Here is a 17,180-nt window from a genome sequence, read left to right on the forward strand (position 1 = left end):
AAGGTTCGGGTAACAGGGGACACTCCCGGAAGATCCCGAGCCTGGTCAGCCTTCCGCGGGACAGGGAGCATGATGAAACGTCGTATGTTATCCCTGGCGTTGGCCGCTGTCAAGGACCGGCGCCAGCAAAAAAGAGCAGCCCCGCCGATCGGCGGGGCTGCTCTTCTCTCAGACGTCCTGAACTGCCGGCTTACCTGGGCAAGTTTTGATCGGGGACCTCGGTGGCGGGACGCTCCGCCGCCGTCTGTTTCCGGGGGGGGAACTGATAAATCAGCTCGTCCTGTTTGACCATCCCCAACTCGCGCCGGGCGATATTCTCGATATAACGCCGGTCGCTGCGCAGCGCCTCGATCTCCTGCCGCAGAGCGGAATTGACCTCCTCGAGCCGCCGCACTTCCTCCTTCAGGACCGCCTTCTGCCGGCCGGACTGGATGACACGCAGCACACCCTTTTCGCCGAACAGGGCAAATCCCAGCATCAGCAGCACCAGAAGGAGCGGCCAGAGCTGAATGGTTCGGGGAGGGGGGGGATTCCCCCCGTTTTCGGAGCGGGTCATGAGTTGATCATCCTCCCCTTGAAGCCGTAGCCGAGGAACGTCCCTGCATTTTTATTTCACGGCGATCTGACCGCGGATCTTCTCCAGGGTCTTTTTGCCGACCCCCTTGACCTTGAGAAGATCCTCCGGCGAGGTGAAGGTCCCCTGCTCGGTGCGGAAGGCGACAATTCGTTCCGCCGTGACCTTGCCGATCCCGGGGAGAGACTGGAGTTCCTTCACCGAAGCCGTGTTGAGATTGACTGCGGCTTCGACCTTCCTGACCACCGGTGCCTGGGCAACGGCGGCCCGGGCCATGGGCGCAAAAGTTAGGCTTAAGCATACTACCGCCAACACCATACCGACAAGACGTTTCATTGCGACTCCTCCTGTGAACGGTGTCCCTCGGGGACACGACCGCCGGACGGTCGGAAGGATTTCCGACTCGCCGGCATCAATGATTCGCCAATCCACCAAAGATTGGCTGTCACTAATTATCATTCACAAATAAAAATCGCAACTCTTTTTTCTTTTTTGCCGGAATCATTCCCCCGGCTCCCCGATCCCCCCTCCGAACAGATCGACCTTCCCCAACCCGGAAAGGGCAAAACTCAAAAGATAGGAGCGATCCTCAATACGGTCCCTGTAGGTCAGATAGATGCTCCAGCACTGGGACCTGAACTCCACTTCGGCGACGGATTCCAGAGACTTGCTGCCGGCGAAATCGTAGCGGTGCTGGTACTTGAAATAGAGGGGATTGAACCAGGCCATGTCGGCGGTGGCGGCCAGATATTCCAGTTCCCCTCGCCGGTACCGGTAATCGATGCCAAGAGCGTTTCCCGCCCCGTCCCGGACTTCCCCGGCCGCGCCGACGGCCGTCAACGCCCCCCCTTCGGGATCCAACCGCAAATCCAGGTCGAAAGAACTCCAGCGGGTCGGGCGGAGGATCAACTCAGTGCGCAAGGTCGAAAAGGGACTGTCCTCTTCCGGCGCATCGAGGCGCGTCTGTCGAATGTCGTACTCCTGGGAGAGGCGCAGATAGAGAAAATCATGGAAGGACGTCCCCCCTTCCTCGGTTTCGAGGCGGGCCGTGAGCCGATTGGTCAGCGCGTAACCGAGGACATTGCGCGGCGCAATGGCATCCAACCGATCAAACTGGGGAAGGTGGCTCTGGTCGACGTTGGGAATGAAGGTGTAGAAGATTTCCGGCTCGACAAGGTGGCGGATGCTCCGGAGTTGTTTTCCTCCCGGAGCAAAAATTCGTGTCAGCCGCGTGGAAATGCGGGTGGAGAAATCGGCCAGTCCCTGCGCCTCGTACCCCGGGCCGTCGCTGGACGTCTGGTAGAGCCTCTGGCGGTAGCCAAACTCGGGGGCGATCTCGAGAAATCCGCCGGCCTCAAAGACCGCCCCCAGGGAGGGGCGCAGATTGAGGCGTTGGCCTTTGAGCCCTTCATGGCGCCAGAAGTTGGTGGTGGAGGACTCCAGGTCGGTAAAGAAGGGGGTCTCGGCCAGGCGGCGCCGCAACAGGTCGAAGCGGACTTCGGGAAGCTGCTGCAGGGTAGCACCGTTACTCCCCACCAGATTCCGGGTGTACTTGAACTGCCCCCCCAGGTTGGCCCGGTCCCAATTGCGATTCAGGGCGACGACCGATTCCACCATGTCGCGGTTGTACTCCCCTGCCTCCTCGCCGAAATCGGCGAAATAGTCGGAACTGCTCACGTACTCCACGTCGCCGATCAGGCGCAGACGGTCGCCCAGAGCCCCCAGATGTTGCCAGTCAAGGGCATAGCGATCGCCGGCATCCTTGATCCCGCTGATGTGATAGCCGTGCAGGACACCGTCGTTTCCCTGACCGAAGATGTAGCGATACTCGGCCCCCTTGCCGACCCCGAGGTCGGATAGGTAATCGAGGTAGAAGGTGGCATCCATGTTGCGCCCGAGAACCTGATAGTAGCCGAGAGAGAGTTCGGTTCCCCGACGATCCGAATAACCGAAGCGCGGCATGAGAAAACCCGATTCCCGCTCGGCGGAGACGGGGTAGATCAGATAGGGGAGATAGAAAACGGGGAGGTCGTAGACGTAGAAGAGAACGTGCCTGGCCCGGGCATAGCCGCCAAGGGTGACATCGAGGCGTTTTGCTCCGAATTTCCATGAGGGGGTCGCTCCGTCGCAGGTCGTGAACGTCCCCTCCGATACCCGGTAGGTCTCGGCGTCGAAACGCTCGATTTCCCTGCCGACCAGGTGGACGTTCTTTTCACGCATAAAGGCGCGCCCGTCCGTCAGCCGTCCGGCATCGGTATTGACATTGAGCCAGAGGGTTTCTCCGGTCAGATACCCCGCCGGTTCGGTGACCTCCACCTCACCACTGGCCAGCGCCTCGCCGGCCACCTCGTTCCACTGCACACGGTCGGCATGGAGGGTCAGGGAGCCCTTTTGCAACCGGACCTTGCCGACGGCCTGGTAGGTCCCGCTCCCCTGATCGAAGCTGAGTTGATCGGCTTCGAGGCTCACCGGCTCACCAGCGGCAAGCCCCGCTCCGCCATCGAGGGCCAGGGCCGTCCCCCCCCAGGGAAGAAAAAGTCCGACGACGACGATCTTCCAGGCGCTTATTCTCCGCCGTTTCACCACCGGGCTCCCTCCTGTCCCATCAGATACTCCCGGGCTGCCGCCACCAGAAATAGGGAGCCGGCCACCAGGACAATTTCGCCCTGGCGGCAATCGGCCAGGGCGGCCGCCAGGGCACGCCCGGCTTGGTCAAAGATACGCACAGGAAGCCCGGCCGCGACGCCGCAAGCGGCCAGCTCGGCGGGGGGGACCGCTTCGTCCACCGGCGGACTGGTGCAGTAGAGAGCCGTGACCCGCGGGAGAAGGGGGGCAAGGATATCCTCGAAGCGCTTGTCCCCCTTGACACCCACCACCCAGCGCACGGCATCGGTCGGGACCGTGTCGAGGTAGTCGGCCAGAACCCGTGCGCCCCCGGCGTTATGGGCCCCATCGAGAAGAACTCTTCGCTCCCCCTGCCACCACTCGAGGCGACCGGGCCAGCGCACCTGCCGGACCCCGTTGCGCAGGGCGGCTTCGTCCAGGAAGACCCCCTGCCGCCGCAGCTCCTGGGCAGCGGCAAGGGCCGTGGCGAGGTTGTCGTGCTGATGGACGCCGGGAAGGCCGGGAACCACGTCCTGAAGCTGCAGTCCGGCGGCGCGAAAGGAAAATCCCCCGGGGGACGACTCCACCCGATAATCCCGATCATAGAGGAGAACGGGGGCTCGACGCTCCTCGGCCTGGCTGAGGAGAACCTGGAGAGCGCCGGGATCCTGTGGCCCGATGACCACGGGAACCTCCGGTTTGATGATCCCGCCCTTCTCGGAGGCGATGGCCGCCAGATCAGGGCCGAGATGTTCCCCATGATCGAGACAGATCGGTGTAAGGATCGCCAGGACGGGAGTCACGGCATTGGTGGCGTCCAGGCGCCCCCCCATGCCGACTTCGAGAACGACGAAATCGACCTTCTGTTCGAAAAAATATTGCAGGGCAAGGGCGGTGGCGAATTCAAAGAAGGTGGCGGGGATCCCTTCGCTCCGGGCGCAAAGGTCCTCGGTGAGGCGGGCGATTTCCGGCTCGCTGATCGGGACACCGTCAACCCGGATACGTTCGGTGAAGGAATGAAGGTGGGGCGAGGTGTAAAGTCCGACCCGGTGACCACCCTGACGGAGAATCTCCGCCAGGCAGGCCGAAACCGATCCCTTGCCGTTGCTCCCCCCCACGTGGACAATGGCGTACCCGGCTTCGGGATGGCCGAGCCGATCCAGCAACGCCCGGATATTCTCCAGCCCGAGTTTGATCCCGAACCGCTGGAGACCATAGAGGTAATCCAGACTTTGCTGGTAGTCCACGGGTCAGGCCTTGGTGAAAATCCGCAGGATCTGGGAGAGCCGCGCCTTCATTTCCTGACGTCGCACGATCATGTCGACCATGCCGTGCTCGAGCAGATACTCGGAGCGCTGAAAGCCGTCGGGAAGCTTCTGGCGGATGGTCTGCTCGATGACGCGGGGCCCTGCGAACCCGATCAGGGCGCGGGGTTCGGCCATGTTGATGTCGCCGAGCATGGCGAAACTGGCGGTCACGCCGCCGGTGGTCGGATCGGTGAGAACCGAGATGAAGGGAATCCCGGCCGCCTTGAGCTTGGCCAGAGCCGCGCAGGTTTTGGCCATCTGCATCAGAGAAAGGATACTCTCCTGCATGCGGGCCCCTCCGGAGGAGGAAAAGATAATGACCGGGCTCCGTTTTTCCAACCCTTTTTCGATGGCCCGGGTGATCTTCTCTCCGACGACGGACCCCATGCTTCCGCCCATAAAACTGAAGTCGAAGACAGAAACCACCACCGGCAGAGCCTCGATGGTTCCTTCGCCACAGACCACGGCATCGCCGCCGCCGCTCTTCTTCACGGCCGCCTTGATGCGGTCCTTGTACTTTTTGGAATCCTTGAAATCGAGGAAGTCGACGGACTCCATGGCGGCGTCCATCTCGACAAAGGAGCCGGAGTCGAGGACCAGATCGATCCTCTCCCGGGCGCTGATGCGAAAATGGTAATCGCATTTGGGACAAACGTTGAGATTGCGCTCGATCTCCTTGGTATAGATGATTTCATTGCAGTTTTTGCACTTGCTCCAGACCCCCTCGGGAATCTGAATCTTTTTTGTTTCATCCGGAGCCGCGATCGGCGCCTTCGATTTGGTGAACCAGGCCATGTCTCTACCTCGTCATTTTCAGGGGTGACTTGGGTCAGAAGGAAAAGAATTCCCCCCCTTGCAGGATCTGGAGGTGCGACACCTCCAGGTTGTTCAGTTCCTCCAGAATTTCATCGAGAAACTGCAGCTTCATGTGGAATACTTTAATCGGGACATCGTCCCGACCCAGCTTGGTCAGTTCTGTTTTCAGCATGGCCGGCGTCATATGGCCGCTGGCCACCGCCAGTTCGGCGCACCGATCGGGAAAAGAGGTTTCGACAAAGACCATCCTGAGCTGCGCCGAGGTGCGCCCCAGGGTCCAGATGTCCTCGGTGGTGGCGGTGTCTCCGCAGACGAGAACGGTACCGCACCGATCCGTCAGGGCGTAACCCACGGTATGGACCGGGTGGTTGGTTTGCGCCGAACGGACCCTTATTCCGCAAATCTCCACCTCCTTCCCCGGAGCCAGCGGCCGCAGATCCAGTGCCGGCACGCCGGCGGAGTGGATGCGGGTAAAATCTGGCCAGATCCGGTCGTTGAAGAGATGGGCATGCAAGGTGTCCAGCACCTGCGGCGGGGCCCAGACCCTCAACGAGGTGCGGCGCCGGGCAAACCCGTTGTCGACGAGAAAAGCCAGATCGACGACGTGATCGAGATGGGCGTGGGTTATCACCACATCGGTAACTCCGGCCTGCTCCTCGAGAGTCAGGATCGAAGTCACGGTGCCGGCGTCAACAAGGAGCGATCCATTGACCAGGAGGCTGTTGGTGTGATGGCCGGGGATTGTCGACCCGTCGCTTCCCAGAACGCGAATATCCATCTCATCCCCTGTACGCCCGCGTCACATCCGGGGAAAATAAATGCTATTTCCGTGCCGCTCCGTCTAACAAAGCGACCGTCCTGCCCGCATCCCGTCCTTGAGGGACCGGACAAAGGTCCCGACCTGGGACAGGAGGTCGGGGGAGGCGCCGTAGGCTGCGATCACCCTGACCAGGGCGCTGCCGACGACGACGGCGTCGGAAAAACGCGCCACCGCTTCGGCGTCGGCGGGAGAGGAAATCCCGAAGCCGACGGCCACGGGGACCGAACTCTTCTCCCGCACCGCTCCGACAGCCTTCTCGATGGCTGCGGCATCGACCTGCTGCGTACCGGTGACCCCGGTCATCGAAACATAGTACAGATAACCCTCGCCGGCCTCAGCCAGTCGGGCCATCCGTTCGGGCGGGGTGGTCGGTGCTAGAAGAGTGATCAGTCGCAGCCCTGCTTCCTGCAAAAAGCCGCTGATTTCGCCGGCCTCCTCGGGAGGAAGATCGACCAGCAGCACTCCGTCGACGCCGGCCGCCGCGGCGTCCCGGGCAAAGCGCTGCGGCCCGTAGTGGAGAACAGGGTTGTAGTAGCCCATGAGCACCACCGGGACGTTGGTGTGCTGACGCACCCGGGAGAGCATCTCAAGGATGGCCGGGAGGGTCGTTCCCGCCTCCAGGGCCCTTTCCGAGGAGGCCTGAATGGTCGGTCCGTCGGCCATCGGGTCGGAGAAGGGGAACCCGAGCTCGATGATGTCGGCGCCGGACTCGACCAGGGTATGAATGAGCTTCTCGGTCAGGGCAAGAGACGGATCTCCCGCGGTGATGAAGGGGATCAGAGCCGCATCCCCCTGAATTTTTAAACGTTCGAAGGTCGCCTCAATGCGTCCCATGGTCTACCTCTATTTCACTCAAATTCAGCCAGTTTAATCGAAGGCGCAGCCCTTTTCAACAGTTTTCTCCCGCCGCCAAATCCCTGACCTTCCGGAGGAGCTCGAGAAACATCTCCGGATTGATGCGGCCGGTTTGCACATTGTAGCGGCTGGTGTGATAACTGGCGACCACAATCGGGCCGACAGCGAATCGATGGACCGCACCGTGGGAAAAAGGGTAGTCGCTGAGGCGCTCGATGACCCCCCGATCCCGGAGGAGTCGCAGATAGCTGGTGTAGGCCCCCTGTCCGAGGAGAAGGACCACCTGCAACCGGGGAAGGGAGGCGAGCTCCTCCTCGAGAAAAGGCCGGCAATTGGCGAATTCTCCGGGGAGGGGGCGGTTTTCCGGCGGAACGCACTTGACGGCGTTGCTGAGGTAAAGATCGTGCAGCTGAAGGCCGTCGTCGAGGCCGGTGACCTCTCCCTGACTTGCAAATCCGGTGCGGTGCAGCAGGGGATACATGAAATCCCCCGCTCCGTCCCCGGTGAAGGGACGGCCGGTGCGGTTGGCGCCGTGGGCGCCGGGAGCCAGGCCGACCAGGCAGACCCGCGCCCGGTCATCGCCGAAACCCGGAACCGGCCCGTTCCAGTAGTCCTGACGGGTAGAGCCTCGCCGCGGCGGCAGACTGTCCATATATCCGGCCAGGCGACCACACCTCCGGCACCCCTTGAGACCGACGAGAGCGGCACCCAGCATCCTAGATCTCTCCTTTGCGCCCCGGCAAGGGCGTCTTTTTGCACCCTGTTCGAACGCCTTTTCGAGCGATTGAAACGGCTTACGGATCTCAAGCGACCTCGAATCGGCCCTCGAACATCCTGGTTTTCCCTTCGGCCCCAAGGGTCCGACAGGCGCCTAGGGCTTGCGCCGGGGGGGACCGCGCCGCGCAGCAGGCTTCCTGGCGCCGGCACCGAACTTCTCGGGGATCGGCGCCCTCTTCCGTGGCGGGCTGCGCTTGTAGTCCCAGCAGAAATCGTCGTCTTCGGGAAAGGCGCTGGGAATTTTCTGGCCGATGTATTCCTCGATGTCGGGGAGATGGAAGACCAGGTCCTCGTCCGCGAAACTGATCGCTTTCCCCAGGGCTCCGGCCCGGGCGGTGCGGCCGATGCGATGGACGTAATCCTCGGCATCCTGCGGGAGGTCGTAATTGATGACATGGGTGACCCCGTCGATGTGGATCCCCCGGGAGGCGACGTCGGTGGCCACCAGGAAGGTCAGGTGCCCTTCCTTGAAATCGGTGAGGATCCGCATCCGCTTGTTCTGGGGGATGTCGCCGGAGATCACCGCCGCCTTGAAATCGTTGGCCTGGAGGCGCTCGGCGAGGTGCTCGGCTTCCCGCTTGGTGTTGACGAAGACCAGGACCCGCTCCGCTCCCGGATCTTTCTTGAGGAGCCCGAGCAGCAGGGGGAACTTTTCCCGGCGTCCGGCATGGTAGAGGATCTGCTCCACCCGCTCGGCCGTCACCTGCTGGGGTTCGATACTCACCTTCTCGGCCAGGTTCATGAACTCGTAGGCGAGCTCCATGACCCGGTGGGAGAGGGTGGCGGAGAAGAGCATGGTCTGGCGCTTCTCCACCGGCGGAAGTTTGCGCAGAATGAAGCGCAGATCCTTGATGAACCCCATGTCGAACATGCGGTCGGCCTCGTCGATGACCAGCGCCTCGACGCTGTCAAAGGAGAAGACCTTCTGCCGGGCATAATCGATGAGACGGCCGGGGGTGGCGACGATGACGTCCACTCCGGACCTGAGGGCCTGACGCTGCTTGTCATAATCCATGCCGCCGAAAATGGCCTGAACCTTGAAGGGGCAAAAGGCACCGAGAATCTTGGCGTCCTCGACAATCTGCACCACCAGTTCCCGGGTCGGCGCCATCACCAGGGCCCGGGGGTTGTTGCTGGTCTCGCGGGGATTGGCCAGCATCCGGGTGAAGAGTGAGAGGAGGAAGGCGGCCGTCTTGCCCGTTCCCGTCTGGGCCTGGGCGGCGACGTCCTTCCCCAGGAGTGCCAGAGGAATCGATTCCTCCTGGACGGGGGTCAGATCGACGAACCCGGCCTTTTCGATCCCCTTGAGGACCGATTCGGGGAAGTTCAGTTCGGTGAATTTCATGAGTTTCCTTCGGAAAATGGGTTTCAGGGCGCGGTATCCGGCCTGCGGATTCCGCGCCCCGTTCTTTAAAGCTCCACCCCCATGGCCTCGGCGACGGTATGGATGTCCTTGTCGCCGCGCCCTGAAAGACAGACGGCAATCAGGGTTTCCCTGGGGAGTGCGGGGGCAATCTTCATCACATGGGCTATGGCGTGGGAACTCTCCAGCGCCGGGATAATCCCCTCCATTTCGGTAAGGGCCATAAACGCCCGGAGGGCCTCGTCGTCGGTGACGCTGACGTACTCGGCCCGGCCGATATCGTGCAGATGAGCGTGTTCTGGGCCGACGCCGGGGTAGTCGAGACCGGCGGAGATGGAATGGGCATGTTCGATCTGCCCCTGCTCGTCCTGGAGCAGGAACGTCTTGTTGCCATGCAACACCCCGATCTGCCCGGCGCCGATGCTGGCGGCGTGTTTGCCGGTGTCGATTCCGAGACCCGCCGCCTCGACCCCGACGAGGCGCACTTCGGGATCCTGAACGAAGGGGTGAAAGAGCCCCATGGCGTTGGATCCGCCGCCGATGCAGGCCACGGCCAGATCGGGAAGGCGGCCTTCGGCGGCCAGGATCTGCTCCCGCGTTTCACGGCCGATAATCGCCTGGAAATCCCTGACCAGCATCGGATAGGGATGGGGACCGGCGACGGTGCCGATCACATAAAAAGTGTCCCGGACATGGGTGACCCAGTGCCGCAGGGCGTCATTCATGGCGTCCTTGAGCGTTGCCGTCCCGCTCGTCACGCCGTGGACCTTGGCGCCGAGAAGCTTCATGCGAAAGACGTTGATGGACTGACGGCGGATGTCCTCGGTCCCCATGAAAATCTCGCATTCCATCCCGAAGAGTGCGGCCACCGTCGCCGTGGCCACACCGTGCTGGCCTGCCCCGGTTTCAGCGATGACCCGCCGTTTCCCCATCCGCCGGGCAAGGAGAATCTGGCCGACGGTGTTGTTGATCTTGTGGGCGCCGGTATGGTTGAGATCCTCCCGCTTGAGGTAGATTTTCGCCCCGCCGAGATGCTCGGTCAGGCGACGGGCAAAATAGAGGGGACTCGGGCGGCCGACATAGTTCTTCAGGTAGTCGTCGAGTTCCTCGAAAAAACCCGGATCGGACAGGGCCGCCCTGTAGGCCTCCTCGAGTTCGATAAGGGCCGGCATCAGCGTCTCGGCCACATAGCGGCCGCCAAAGAGACCGAAATGGCCGCGGGCGTCGGGAAAATCGTACATCGGTTGGGTTTCCTTCTGCTAAGTCGCAGGAATCAACGCCCGGCGCCTTGTCCGGGAGGAGAGTCAGGGGTTTGCTGGAATGTTCCAGTTCTCTGCATTTTGAGCGGCGAGGATAAAGGCCGCAACCTTCTGCGGATCTTTTTTGCCCGGAGCCGCCTCGACGCCGCTGGAAACGTCGACGCCGTAGGGGGAGACGGTTCGCACCGCCTCGGCGACGTTTTCCGGAGTCAGCCCTCCGGCAAGGATGACCGGGCGCTGCCGGGCGACGAGACGGGCAAGCTCCCAGTTGAATGTCTTTCCGCTGCCGCCGTAATTCCCCGCCACCCAGGTGTCGAGGAGCAGGGCCGAAACCGGGAAGGCTTCATGACCGGCAAGGCTCGCCTCGTCGCGGACGCGCAGCGCCTTGATGACCCGCCGCGGCGCGAAGTCGCAGTCTGCCGGTCCCTCATCGCCGTGGAGCTGGACGACATCGAGGGCGCATTCCTCGGCGATCTCCCTGATGCGCCCCGGCTCCTCGTTGACGAACAGACCGACGGTGGTGACCAGGGGAGGGAGCCTGGCAATGATGTCCCGGGCCCTGGCCGCCGTCAGGCAGCGCGGACTTTTGTCATAAAAGACAAATCCCAACGCATCCGCCCCGCACGCGCAGGCGTGCAGGGCGTCTTCGACGTTGGTCATACCGCAGATCTTGACCCGAATCATCCGGACAAACCCCCTTGGCGCTTACGGCCGGCGCCGGCCATGGGACGATCACCCAACCTTCGGCAGATGGGCCAGCGATTCCTTGATCGCCTCGGCGGGATACTCGTAATCGGTCAGATGGCCGGCCAGAAAGTCGTCGTAGGCGGCCATATCGACATGGCCGTGCCCGGAGAGGTTGAAGAGGATGGTCTTCTCCTTCCCCTCCTCCTTGGCCTGCAACGCCTCGTCGATGGCGCCGCGGATGGCGTGGCTCGATTCCGGCGCCGGGATGATCCCCTCGGTCCGGGAAAAAAGGACCGCGGCCTCGAAACAGGCCAGTTGCGCCACCGCTTTGGCTTCGACGACGCCGGCATGCACCAGCTGCGACACCAGCGGCGAGGCACCATGGTAGCGGAGTCCGCCGGCATGGATTCCCGGCGGCATGAAGTCGTGGCCGAGGGTGTACATCTTGGCCACCGGCGCCATCTTGGCGGTGTCGCCATAATCGAAGGCGTAGACGCCGCGGGTCAGGGTCGGGCAGCTCAGCGGTTCCATGGCCAGAACCCGCACCTTTTTCCCGCTCGCCTTGTCGGCGATGAAGGGGAAGGCAATCCCGGCGAAGTTGGAACCGCCGCCGTGACAGCCGATGACGACATCGGGATAATCGCCGACCAGGGCCATCTGTTCCTTGGCCTCAAGACCGATGATCGTCTGGTGCAAACAGACATGGTTGAGGACGCTCCCCAGAGCGTAGCGCGTGTCTTCGCGGCTGACGGCATCCTCCACCGCCTCGCTGATGGCGATGCCGAGGGAGCCGTTGCTCTCGGGGTGCTCGGCGAGGATCGAGCGGCCGGAGTTGGTGCGGTTGGACGGCGAGGGAATGACCTCGGCGCCCCACAGCTGCATCATGCTCTTGCGGTACGGCTTTTGGTTGAAGGAGACCTTGACCATGTAGACCGTGCACTCGAGGCCGAACATCTGGCAGGCGAGGGCGATCGACGATCCCCACTGGCCGGCGCCGGTCTCGGTGGCGATGCGCTTGGTGCCGGAAATCTTGTTGTAGTAGGCCTGGGGGATGGCGCTGTTCGGCTTGTGGCTGCCGGCCGGCGAGGTCCCCTCGTACTTGTAGTAAATCTTCGCCGGCGTTCCGAGGGCCTTTTCCAGGCGGTGAGCGCGAAACATCGGCGCCGGTCGCCAGAGCTGGTAAATTTCCCGCACGGCCTCGGGAATATCGATCCACCGCTGCTGGGAAACCTCCTGCTCGATCAACGGCATGGGGAAAAGCGGGAGCAAATCGTCGGGAGTGACCGGCTGCATCGTCCCGGGGTGGATCACCGGCGCCAGAGGACCAGGGAGATCGGGGATGACATTGTACCACTGCTTCGGGATCCGGTCCTCGGGGAGCAATATCTTGGTCTGCATCGGAATCTCCTTCTTGGGTAAATTAAATCCGCCGCCAGGGGTCAATCCTGGCCCGTCAGCTGGCGCAGTTTGGCGCCGATGTCGTCCTCGCGCATCAGCGACTCACCGATGAGGAAGGCATGGGCCCCGGCCTTTTGCAAGCGCTCGATGTCGGCCCGGCCATTGACGCCGCTTTCGGCGACCACGAAACGATCGGGGGGAATCAACGGCCGCAGCCGCTCTGTGGTGCCGAGATCGGTGACGAAGGTGCGCAGGCTGCGGTTGTTGATGCCGATCAGTTCGATGTCGGTTTTCAGCGCCATCTCCAGCTCTTCCCGGTCGTGGACCTCCAGGAGGACATCGAGGTGGAGCTCGCCGGCAAGGGCGGCAAAGTCCCGCAGCTCGTTCAAATCGAGCATCGCGGCGATGAGGAGCACCGCGTCGGCGCCGAAGGCGCGCGCCTCGACGATCTGGTAGGGATCGCAGATAAAATCCTTGCGCAGCAGGGGGAGGGAGACCCCCTCGCGAATCAGCCCGAGAGAGTTGAGATGACCGTAAAAAAACGCTTCGTCGGTGAGCACCGAAAGGCAGGTGGCGCCGTTGGCCTGATAGATCGCGGCGATCTCCAGCGGGTCGAAATCGGCGCGGATTATCCCCTTCGAAGGGGAGCCCTTCTTCACCTCGGCAATGACGGCCGTCCCCCCCGATTCATCCATGGTCCGCAACGCCCGGACAAAGCCGCGGGTCTGGTCCTCGACCAGGGAGAGTCGCTCGCGGAGACGCGCCAGGGGGAACCTGACCTTGGCGGCGGCGACCTCGTCGCGCTTGTGGGCGACGATCTTCTTCAAGATATCGGGAGTGCCGGTCATGCCCCTCTTTTCCCCGGAGTCCCCCTGGGGGAAACCGGCATCATGCGTTGGTGAGCTTCGCCAGTTTTTCGACCTGCATCAGGGCGCGTCCGGAGTCGATCGCGTCGCCGGCGAGGCTGAGCCCGGCTCTGACGTCTGCGACCTTGCCGGCGGCGATCAGGGCGTAGGCGGCGTTGAGCAATACGACGTCCCGCCGGGGTCCTTTTTCGCCGCCGAGGATATTGCGGACGACTTCGGCGTTCCCCCGGGCGTCGCCGCCGCGAAGATCGGCCATGGTACACCGGGAAAGACCGAACTGCTCGGGGGAGATGCGACTCATGGCAATCCCCCCCTCGGTGACGGTCGCGACGGCGGTCTCGGCTGTGAGAGTGATTTCGTCCATGCCGTCGAGGCCGTGAACGACGAAACCCCGCCGGCATCCGAGGTTATGCAGCACCTGCGCCAGAGGTTCGACCAGGTCCTCGCGATAGACCCCCATCACCTGACAGTCGGCCTTGGCCGGATTGGTCAGCGGCCCGAGGATATTGAAGATGGTGCGGATGCCGATCTCTTTGCGCGGACCGATGGCGTGCTTCATCGCCCCGTGCAGGGCGGGTGCGAAGAGGAAGCCGATACCGATTTCCTCAATGCAGCGCTCCACCGTTTCCGGAGTGACGTCGAGTTCGACGCCGAGGGCCTCCAGGACGTCGGCGCTGCCGCAACTCGAGGAAACCGAGCGGTTGCCGTGCTTGGCGACCTTGACTCCGCAGGCCGAAACGACGAAGGCGACGGTGGTCGAGATGTTGAAGGTGTTGGTTCCGTCCCCCCCCGTTCCGACCACGTCGAGGATCGTCTCCAGATCGACGTTGATGTCGTCGCGGTCCATGTCGAGAACGTTGCGACCGACGCGGATCGGCGTCGCGCGCTCGCGCATCACCCGGGCCGCGCCGGTGATTTCGGGAACAGTCTCCCCCTTCATCCGCAGAGCGGTAATAAAAGCGCCGACCTGCGCCGGGGTGGCCCCCCCGGACATGATCTGATCCATGATCCCGATCATTTCTCCTTCGGAGAGGTCGATTCGCTCCACAACTTTGGCGATAGCGGCTTTGATCATGAGGGTCTCCTGTCCTGCGCGAGGCCTGCGCCCCCGGGCGGAGGTGATCCGCCCTGCCCTATGGTTAATCAGGTCAGTTCGAGAAAGTTCTGCAGCAAACGCTTCCCTTCGACGGTCAGAATCGACTCGGGGTGAAACTGCACTCCCCAGAGGGGGCGCTCCCGATGTTCGAGTCCCATGATCGTTCCGTCCTCGATCCAGGCGCAGATGCGCAGACACGACGGGAGACTTGCCTTCTCGACGATGAGCGAGTGATAGCGAGTGGCGACAAAGGGGTTGGAGAGGCCGCTGAAAACCCCGCTGTCGTCATGGTGGATGAAGCTGGTCTTGCCGTGCATCAACTCGGCGGCGCGGATCACCTTGCCGCCGAAGGCGTGGCCGATGGCCTGGTGCCCGAGGCAGACACCGAGCATGGGAATTGTCGCCGAGAGGCGCTTGATCAGCTCCACGGAAATGCCGGCTTCGGCCGGAGAACAGGGACCGGGGGAGACGACGATGCGACGCGGCGAAAGGGCGGCGACCTCTTCGACCGTGATCTGGTCGTTGCGATACACCACCACCTCCTCGCCGAGTTCCTGCAGATACTGGACGAGATTGTAGGTGAAGGAGTCGTAGTTGTCGAGCATCAGCAACATGTCAATCGAGCCCCCTCTGCGCCATTTCGATCGCTCTCTGGACGCCCATCGCCTTGCTGATCGTTTCCTGATACTCGGCGGCAGGATCCGAGTCGGCAACGATGCCGGCGCCGGCCTGGAGAAAGATCCGGTCGCCGTCGATGATCAGGGTGCGGATGGCGATCGCCATGTCCATGTTCCCGGAAAAGGAGAAGTAGCCGACGGCCCCCCCGTAGATCTCCCGACGGCACGGCTCGAGTTCGTCGATAATCTCCATCGCCCGGATCTTCGGGGATCCGGAGAGGGTCCCGGCGGGAAAGGTGGCACGGAAAACGTCGAAGGCGTCCCGCTCCGGAGGGAGCTCGCCGCGGACGTTGGAGACGATATGCATGACGTGGGAGTAGCGCTCAACGACCATCAGCTCGCTCACCTCGACACTCCCCGGCAGAGCGACCCGGCCGATGTCGTTGCGGCCGAGATCGACCAGCATGATATGCTCGGCCCGCTCCTTGGGATCGGCGAGGAGTTCCTCTTCGAGGCGACCGTCCTCCTCGGAAGTGGCGCCGCGGGGGCGGGTCCCGGCGATGGGGCGCACCTCGACTCTGGTCCCCTCCTTGCGGACCAGGACCTCGGGGGAGGCCCCGACCACCAGGGTTTCGCCGAAGCGGAGGAAGAACATGTACGGCGAAGGATTGATGGTCCGCAGCGCCCGGTAGATATCGAAGGGGTCGGCACAGAGTTGACCGGAGAAGCGCTGGGAAAGGACCACCTGAAAGATGTCGCCGGCGCGGATATACTCCTTCCCCCGCACCACCGCCGCCTTGAAATCGGCCTGAGAAAAGTTCGACTCGAAGGCGATGGGAATCGCGGCACCCGGGGCGGTGTGCGGCGGAAGGGGCGAGCGAAGGCGGGCGATGAGACCGTCGATCGCCTTGATCCCGCGCCCGTAGGCAGCGACGGGATCCTCCTCCGGCTGCAGGTGGACGTTGCAGACCACCTTGATCTTCTGACGCATGTTGTCGAAGATCAGCAGTTCTTCCGTGAGAAGGAAAGCGGCGTCGTAGGCCCCGATCTCCCTTGGATTCTCGTCGGGCAACCGTTCAATGAAGCGGACCATGTCGTAGCCGAGGTAGCCGACGGCGCCTCCGGAAAACCGCGGGAGCCCTGGAACGGAGACGGGCCGGTAGGGAGCCATGAACTCCTTGAGCCTGGCCAGGGGATCGGAACTTTCCCCGGAATGAATGACCCGGTCGCCGTTGAGGACCTCGTAACGCACCCCCTGACAGCGAAAGACCTTGGCCGGACCACTGCCGAGGAAGGAGTAGCGCGCCCACTTTTCGCCCCCCTCGATACTCTCGAGGAGAAAGGAGGTGTGACCGTCGTCGATCTTTTTGAAGGCCGAGACCGGCGTTTCCATGTCGGCGAGAATCTCCCGGTAGACCGGGATAAGATTGCCGTGGGTCGTGGCGGAGGCGAATTCACTCAGGGATGGAAAATACATGCAAACTCCAGCGACAAAAGATGGTTACATTAGCACGGAAGCCTGAACCGGTCAACATTCAAGCCCCGCTGTCCCCCTCTGCCGGCACAACAAAAAAGGGCAAGGAGTCTCCTCCCTGCCCTTCCCAATCCGGTGTACCGGAATATCATTTTTCGCCTTCACCCTCTTCGGAAGCGGGCTCGGCCACTGGGGCCTCCACGACCTCGGTGGCGACAACAGGTGCAACTGTGGCCTTCGAAGTGGCCTTCGAAGCGGCCTTCGGAGCGGCCTTGACCGGTTTGACAGGTCGGGGAGTAATCTCTTCCTCGACCAATTCGATGATCGAGAGAGAAGCATTGTCTCCTGCACGGTTCCCCATCTTGATGATGCGGGTATAGCCGCCGGGACGATCCGTGTAGCGGGGACCGATCATTTCGAAGAGTTTTCCGACAACCGTACGGTCGCGGATTACCTGAAGGGCCTGGCGCCGGGCATGGAGGTCGCCGCGCTTTCCGAGGGAAATCATTCTCTCGGCGAGTTTGCGAACTTCTTTGGCCCGCGCGTCGGTGGTGGTGATCTTCTCGTGATCGAGGAGGGAGGTCACCATATTCCGCAACATGGCCGAGCGGTGGCTCGAATTACGACCGAGCCGTCTGCCGGAGTTGTTATGACGCATCGTTCTGTG

The 17,180-nt window shown here is 62.6% G+C and carries 17 protein-coding genes; all 17 read right to left on the reverse strand.

Going from position 1 to position 17,180, the window contains the following annotated elements:
- Window positions 1-190: 190 nt before the first annotated feature.
- Window positions 191-556 (reverse strand): FtsB family cell division protein, encoded by a 366-nt coding sequence (locus DSOUD_RS13730; protein ID WP_053551540.1) that lies wholly within the window; start codon window positions 554-556, stop codon window positions 191-193.
- A gap of 51 nt (window positions 557-607) precedes the next feature.
- Window positions 608-850, reverse strand: coding sequence for a ComEA family DNA-binding protein (locus DSOUD_RS18735; RefSeq protein WP_053551541.1), 243 nt, complete (start codon window positions 848-850; stop codon window positions 608-610).
- A gap of 225 nt (window positions 851-1,075) precedes the next feature.
- Window positions 1,076-3,157, reverse strand: a complete 2,082-nt coding sequence (locus DSOUD_RS13740) for an LPS-assembly protein LptD (protein ID WP_198300321.1) — start codon at window positions 3,155-3,157, stop codon at window positions 1,076-1,078.
- Window positions 3,154-4,425, reverse strand: coding sequence for a bifunctional folylpolyglutamate synthase/dihydrofolate synthase (locus tag DSOUD_RS13745; RefSeq protein ID WP_053551543.1), 1,272 nt, complete (start codon window positions 4,423-4,425; stop codon window positions 3,154-3,156). Before DSOUD_RS13745 ends, DSOUD_RS13740 begins: the two co-directional genes overlap by 4 nt.
- Before the next feature lie 3 nt (window positions 4,426-4,428).
- A complete protein-coding gene (accD, locus tag DSOUD_RS13750; RefSeq protein ID WP_053551544.1) occupies window positions 4,429-5,280 on the reverse strand; it encodes an acetyl-CoA carboxylase, carboxyltransferase subunit beta in 852 nt (283 codons plus the stop codon).
- 34 nt (window positions 5,281-5,314) lie between these two features.
- Window positions 5,315-6,079, reverse strand: coding sequence for an MBL fold metallo-hydrolase (locus DSOUD_RS13755; RefSeq protein ID WP_053551545.1), 765 nt, complete (start codon window positions 6,077-6,079; stop codon window positions 5,315-5,317).
- 63 nt (window positions 6,080-6,142) lie between these two features.
- Window positions 6,143-6,955: a tryptophan synthase subunit alpha gene (trpA, locus tag DSOUD_RS13760; protein WP_053551546.1), complete on the reverse strand. Its 813-nt coding sequence runs from the start codon at window positions 6,953-6,955 to the stop codon at window positions 6,143-6,145.
- 55 nt (window positions 6,956-7,010) lie between these two features.
- A complete protein-coding gene (locus DSOUD_RS13765) occupies window positions 7,011-7,691 on the reverse strand; it encodes a uracil-DNA glycosylase (protein ID WP_053551547.1) in 681 nt (226 codons plus the stop codon).
- Window positions 7,692-7,847: 156 nt separating this feature from the next.
- A complete protein-coding gene (locus tag DSOUD_RS13770) occupies window positions 7,848-9,098 on the reverse strand; it encodes a DEAD/DEAH box helicase (protein WP_053551548.1) in 1,251 nt (416 codons plus the stop codon).
- A 65-nt stretch (window positions 9,099-9,163) separates the two neighbouring features.
- Window positions 9,164-10,357 carry a tryptophan synthase subunit beta gene (gene trpB, locus DSOUD_RS13775; RefSeq protein ID WP_053551549.1) on the reverse strand — a complete coding sequence of 398 codons (1,194 nt, stop codon included), beginning with the start codon at window positions 10,355-10,357 and terminating at the stop codon, window positions 9,164-9,166.
- A gap of 63 nt (window positions 10,358-10,420) precedes the next feature.
- Window positions 10,421-11,059, reverse strand: coding sequence for a phosphoribosylanthranilate isomerase (locus DSOUD_RS13780; RefSeq protein ID WP_053551550.1), 639 nt, complete (start codon window positions 11,057-11,059; stop codon window positions 10,421-10,423).
- A gap of 48 nt (window positions 11,060-11,107) precedes the next feature.
- On the reverse strand, window positions 11,108-12,460 hold the full coding sequence (locus tag DSOUD_RS13785) for a TrpB-like pyridoxal phosphate-dependent enzyme (RefSeq protein WP_053551551.1): 1,353 nt from the start codon (window positions 12,458-12,460) through the stop codon (window positions 11,108-11,110).
- Window positions 12,461-12,501: 41 nt separating this feature from the next.
- On the reverse strand, window positions 12,502-13,308 hold the full coding sequence (gene trpC / locus DSOUD_RS13790) for an indole-3-glycerol phosphate synthase TrpC (RefSeq protein ID WP_053551552.1): 807 nt from the start codon (window positions 13,306-13,308) through the stop codon (window positions 12,502-12,504).
- A 40-nt stretch (window positions 13,309-13,348) separates the two neighbouring features.
- Window positions 13,349-14,401, reverse strand: coding sequence for an anthranilate phosphoribosyltransferase (gene trpD / locus DSOUD_RS13795; protein WP_053551553.1), 1,053 nt, complete (start codon window positions 14,399-14,401; stop codon window positions 13,349-13,351).
- Window positions 14,402-14,469: 68 nt separating this feature from the next.
- Entirely contained in the window at window positions 14,470-15,036 is a 567-nt protein-coding gene (locus DSOUD_RS13800; protein ID WP_053551554.1) for an anthranilate synthase component II, read from the reverse strand.
- 1 nt (window position 15,037) lies between these two features.
- Window positions 15,038-16,516 carry an anthranilate synthase component I gene (gene trpE / locus DSOUD_RS13805; RefSeq protein ID WP_053551555.1) on the reverse strand — a complete coding sequence of 493 codons (1,479 nt, stop codon included), beginning with the start codon at window positions 16,514-16,516 and terminating at the stop codon, window positions 15,038-15,040.
- 145 nt (window positions 16,517-16,661) lie between these two features.
- Window positions 16,662-17,171, reverse strand: coding sequence for a 50S ribosomal protein L17 (gene rplQ, locus DSOUD_RS13810; RefSeq protein ID WP_053551556.1), 510 nt, complete (start codon window positions 17,169-17,171; stop codon window positions 16,662-16,664).
- Between the last annotated feature and the right edge of the window lie 9 nt (window positions 17,172-17,180).

The sequence above is a fragment of the Desulfuromonas soudanensis genome, assembly GCF_001278055.1.
GTDB classification, from domain to species: domain Bacteria; phylum Desulfobacterota; class Desulfuromonadia; order Desulfuromonadales; family WTL; genus Deferrimonas; species Deferrimonas soudanensis.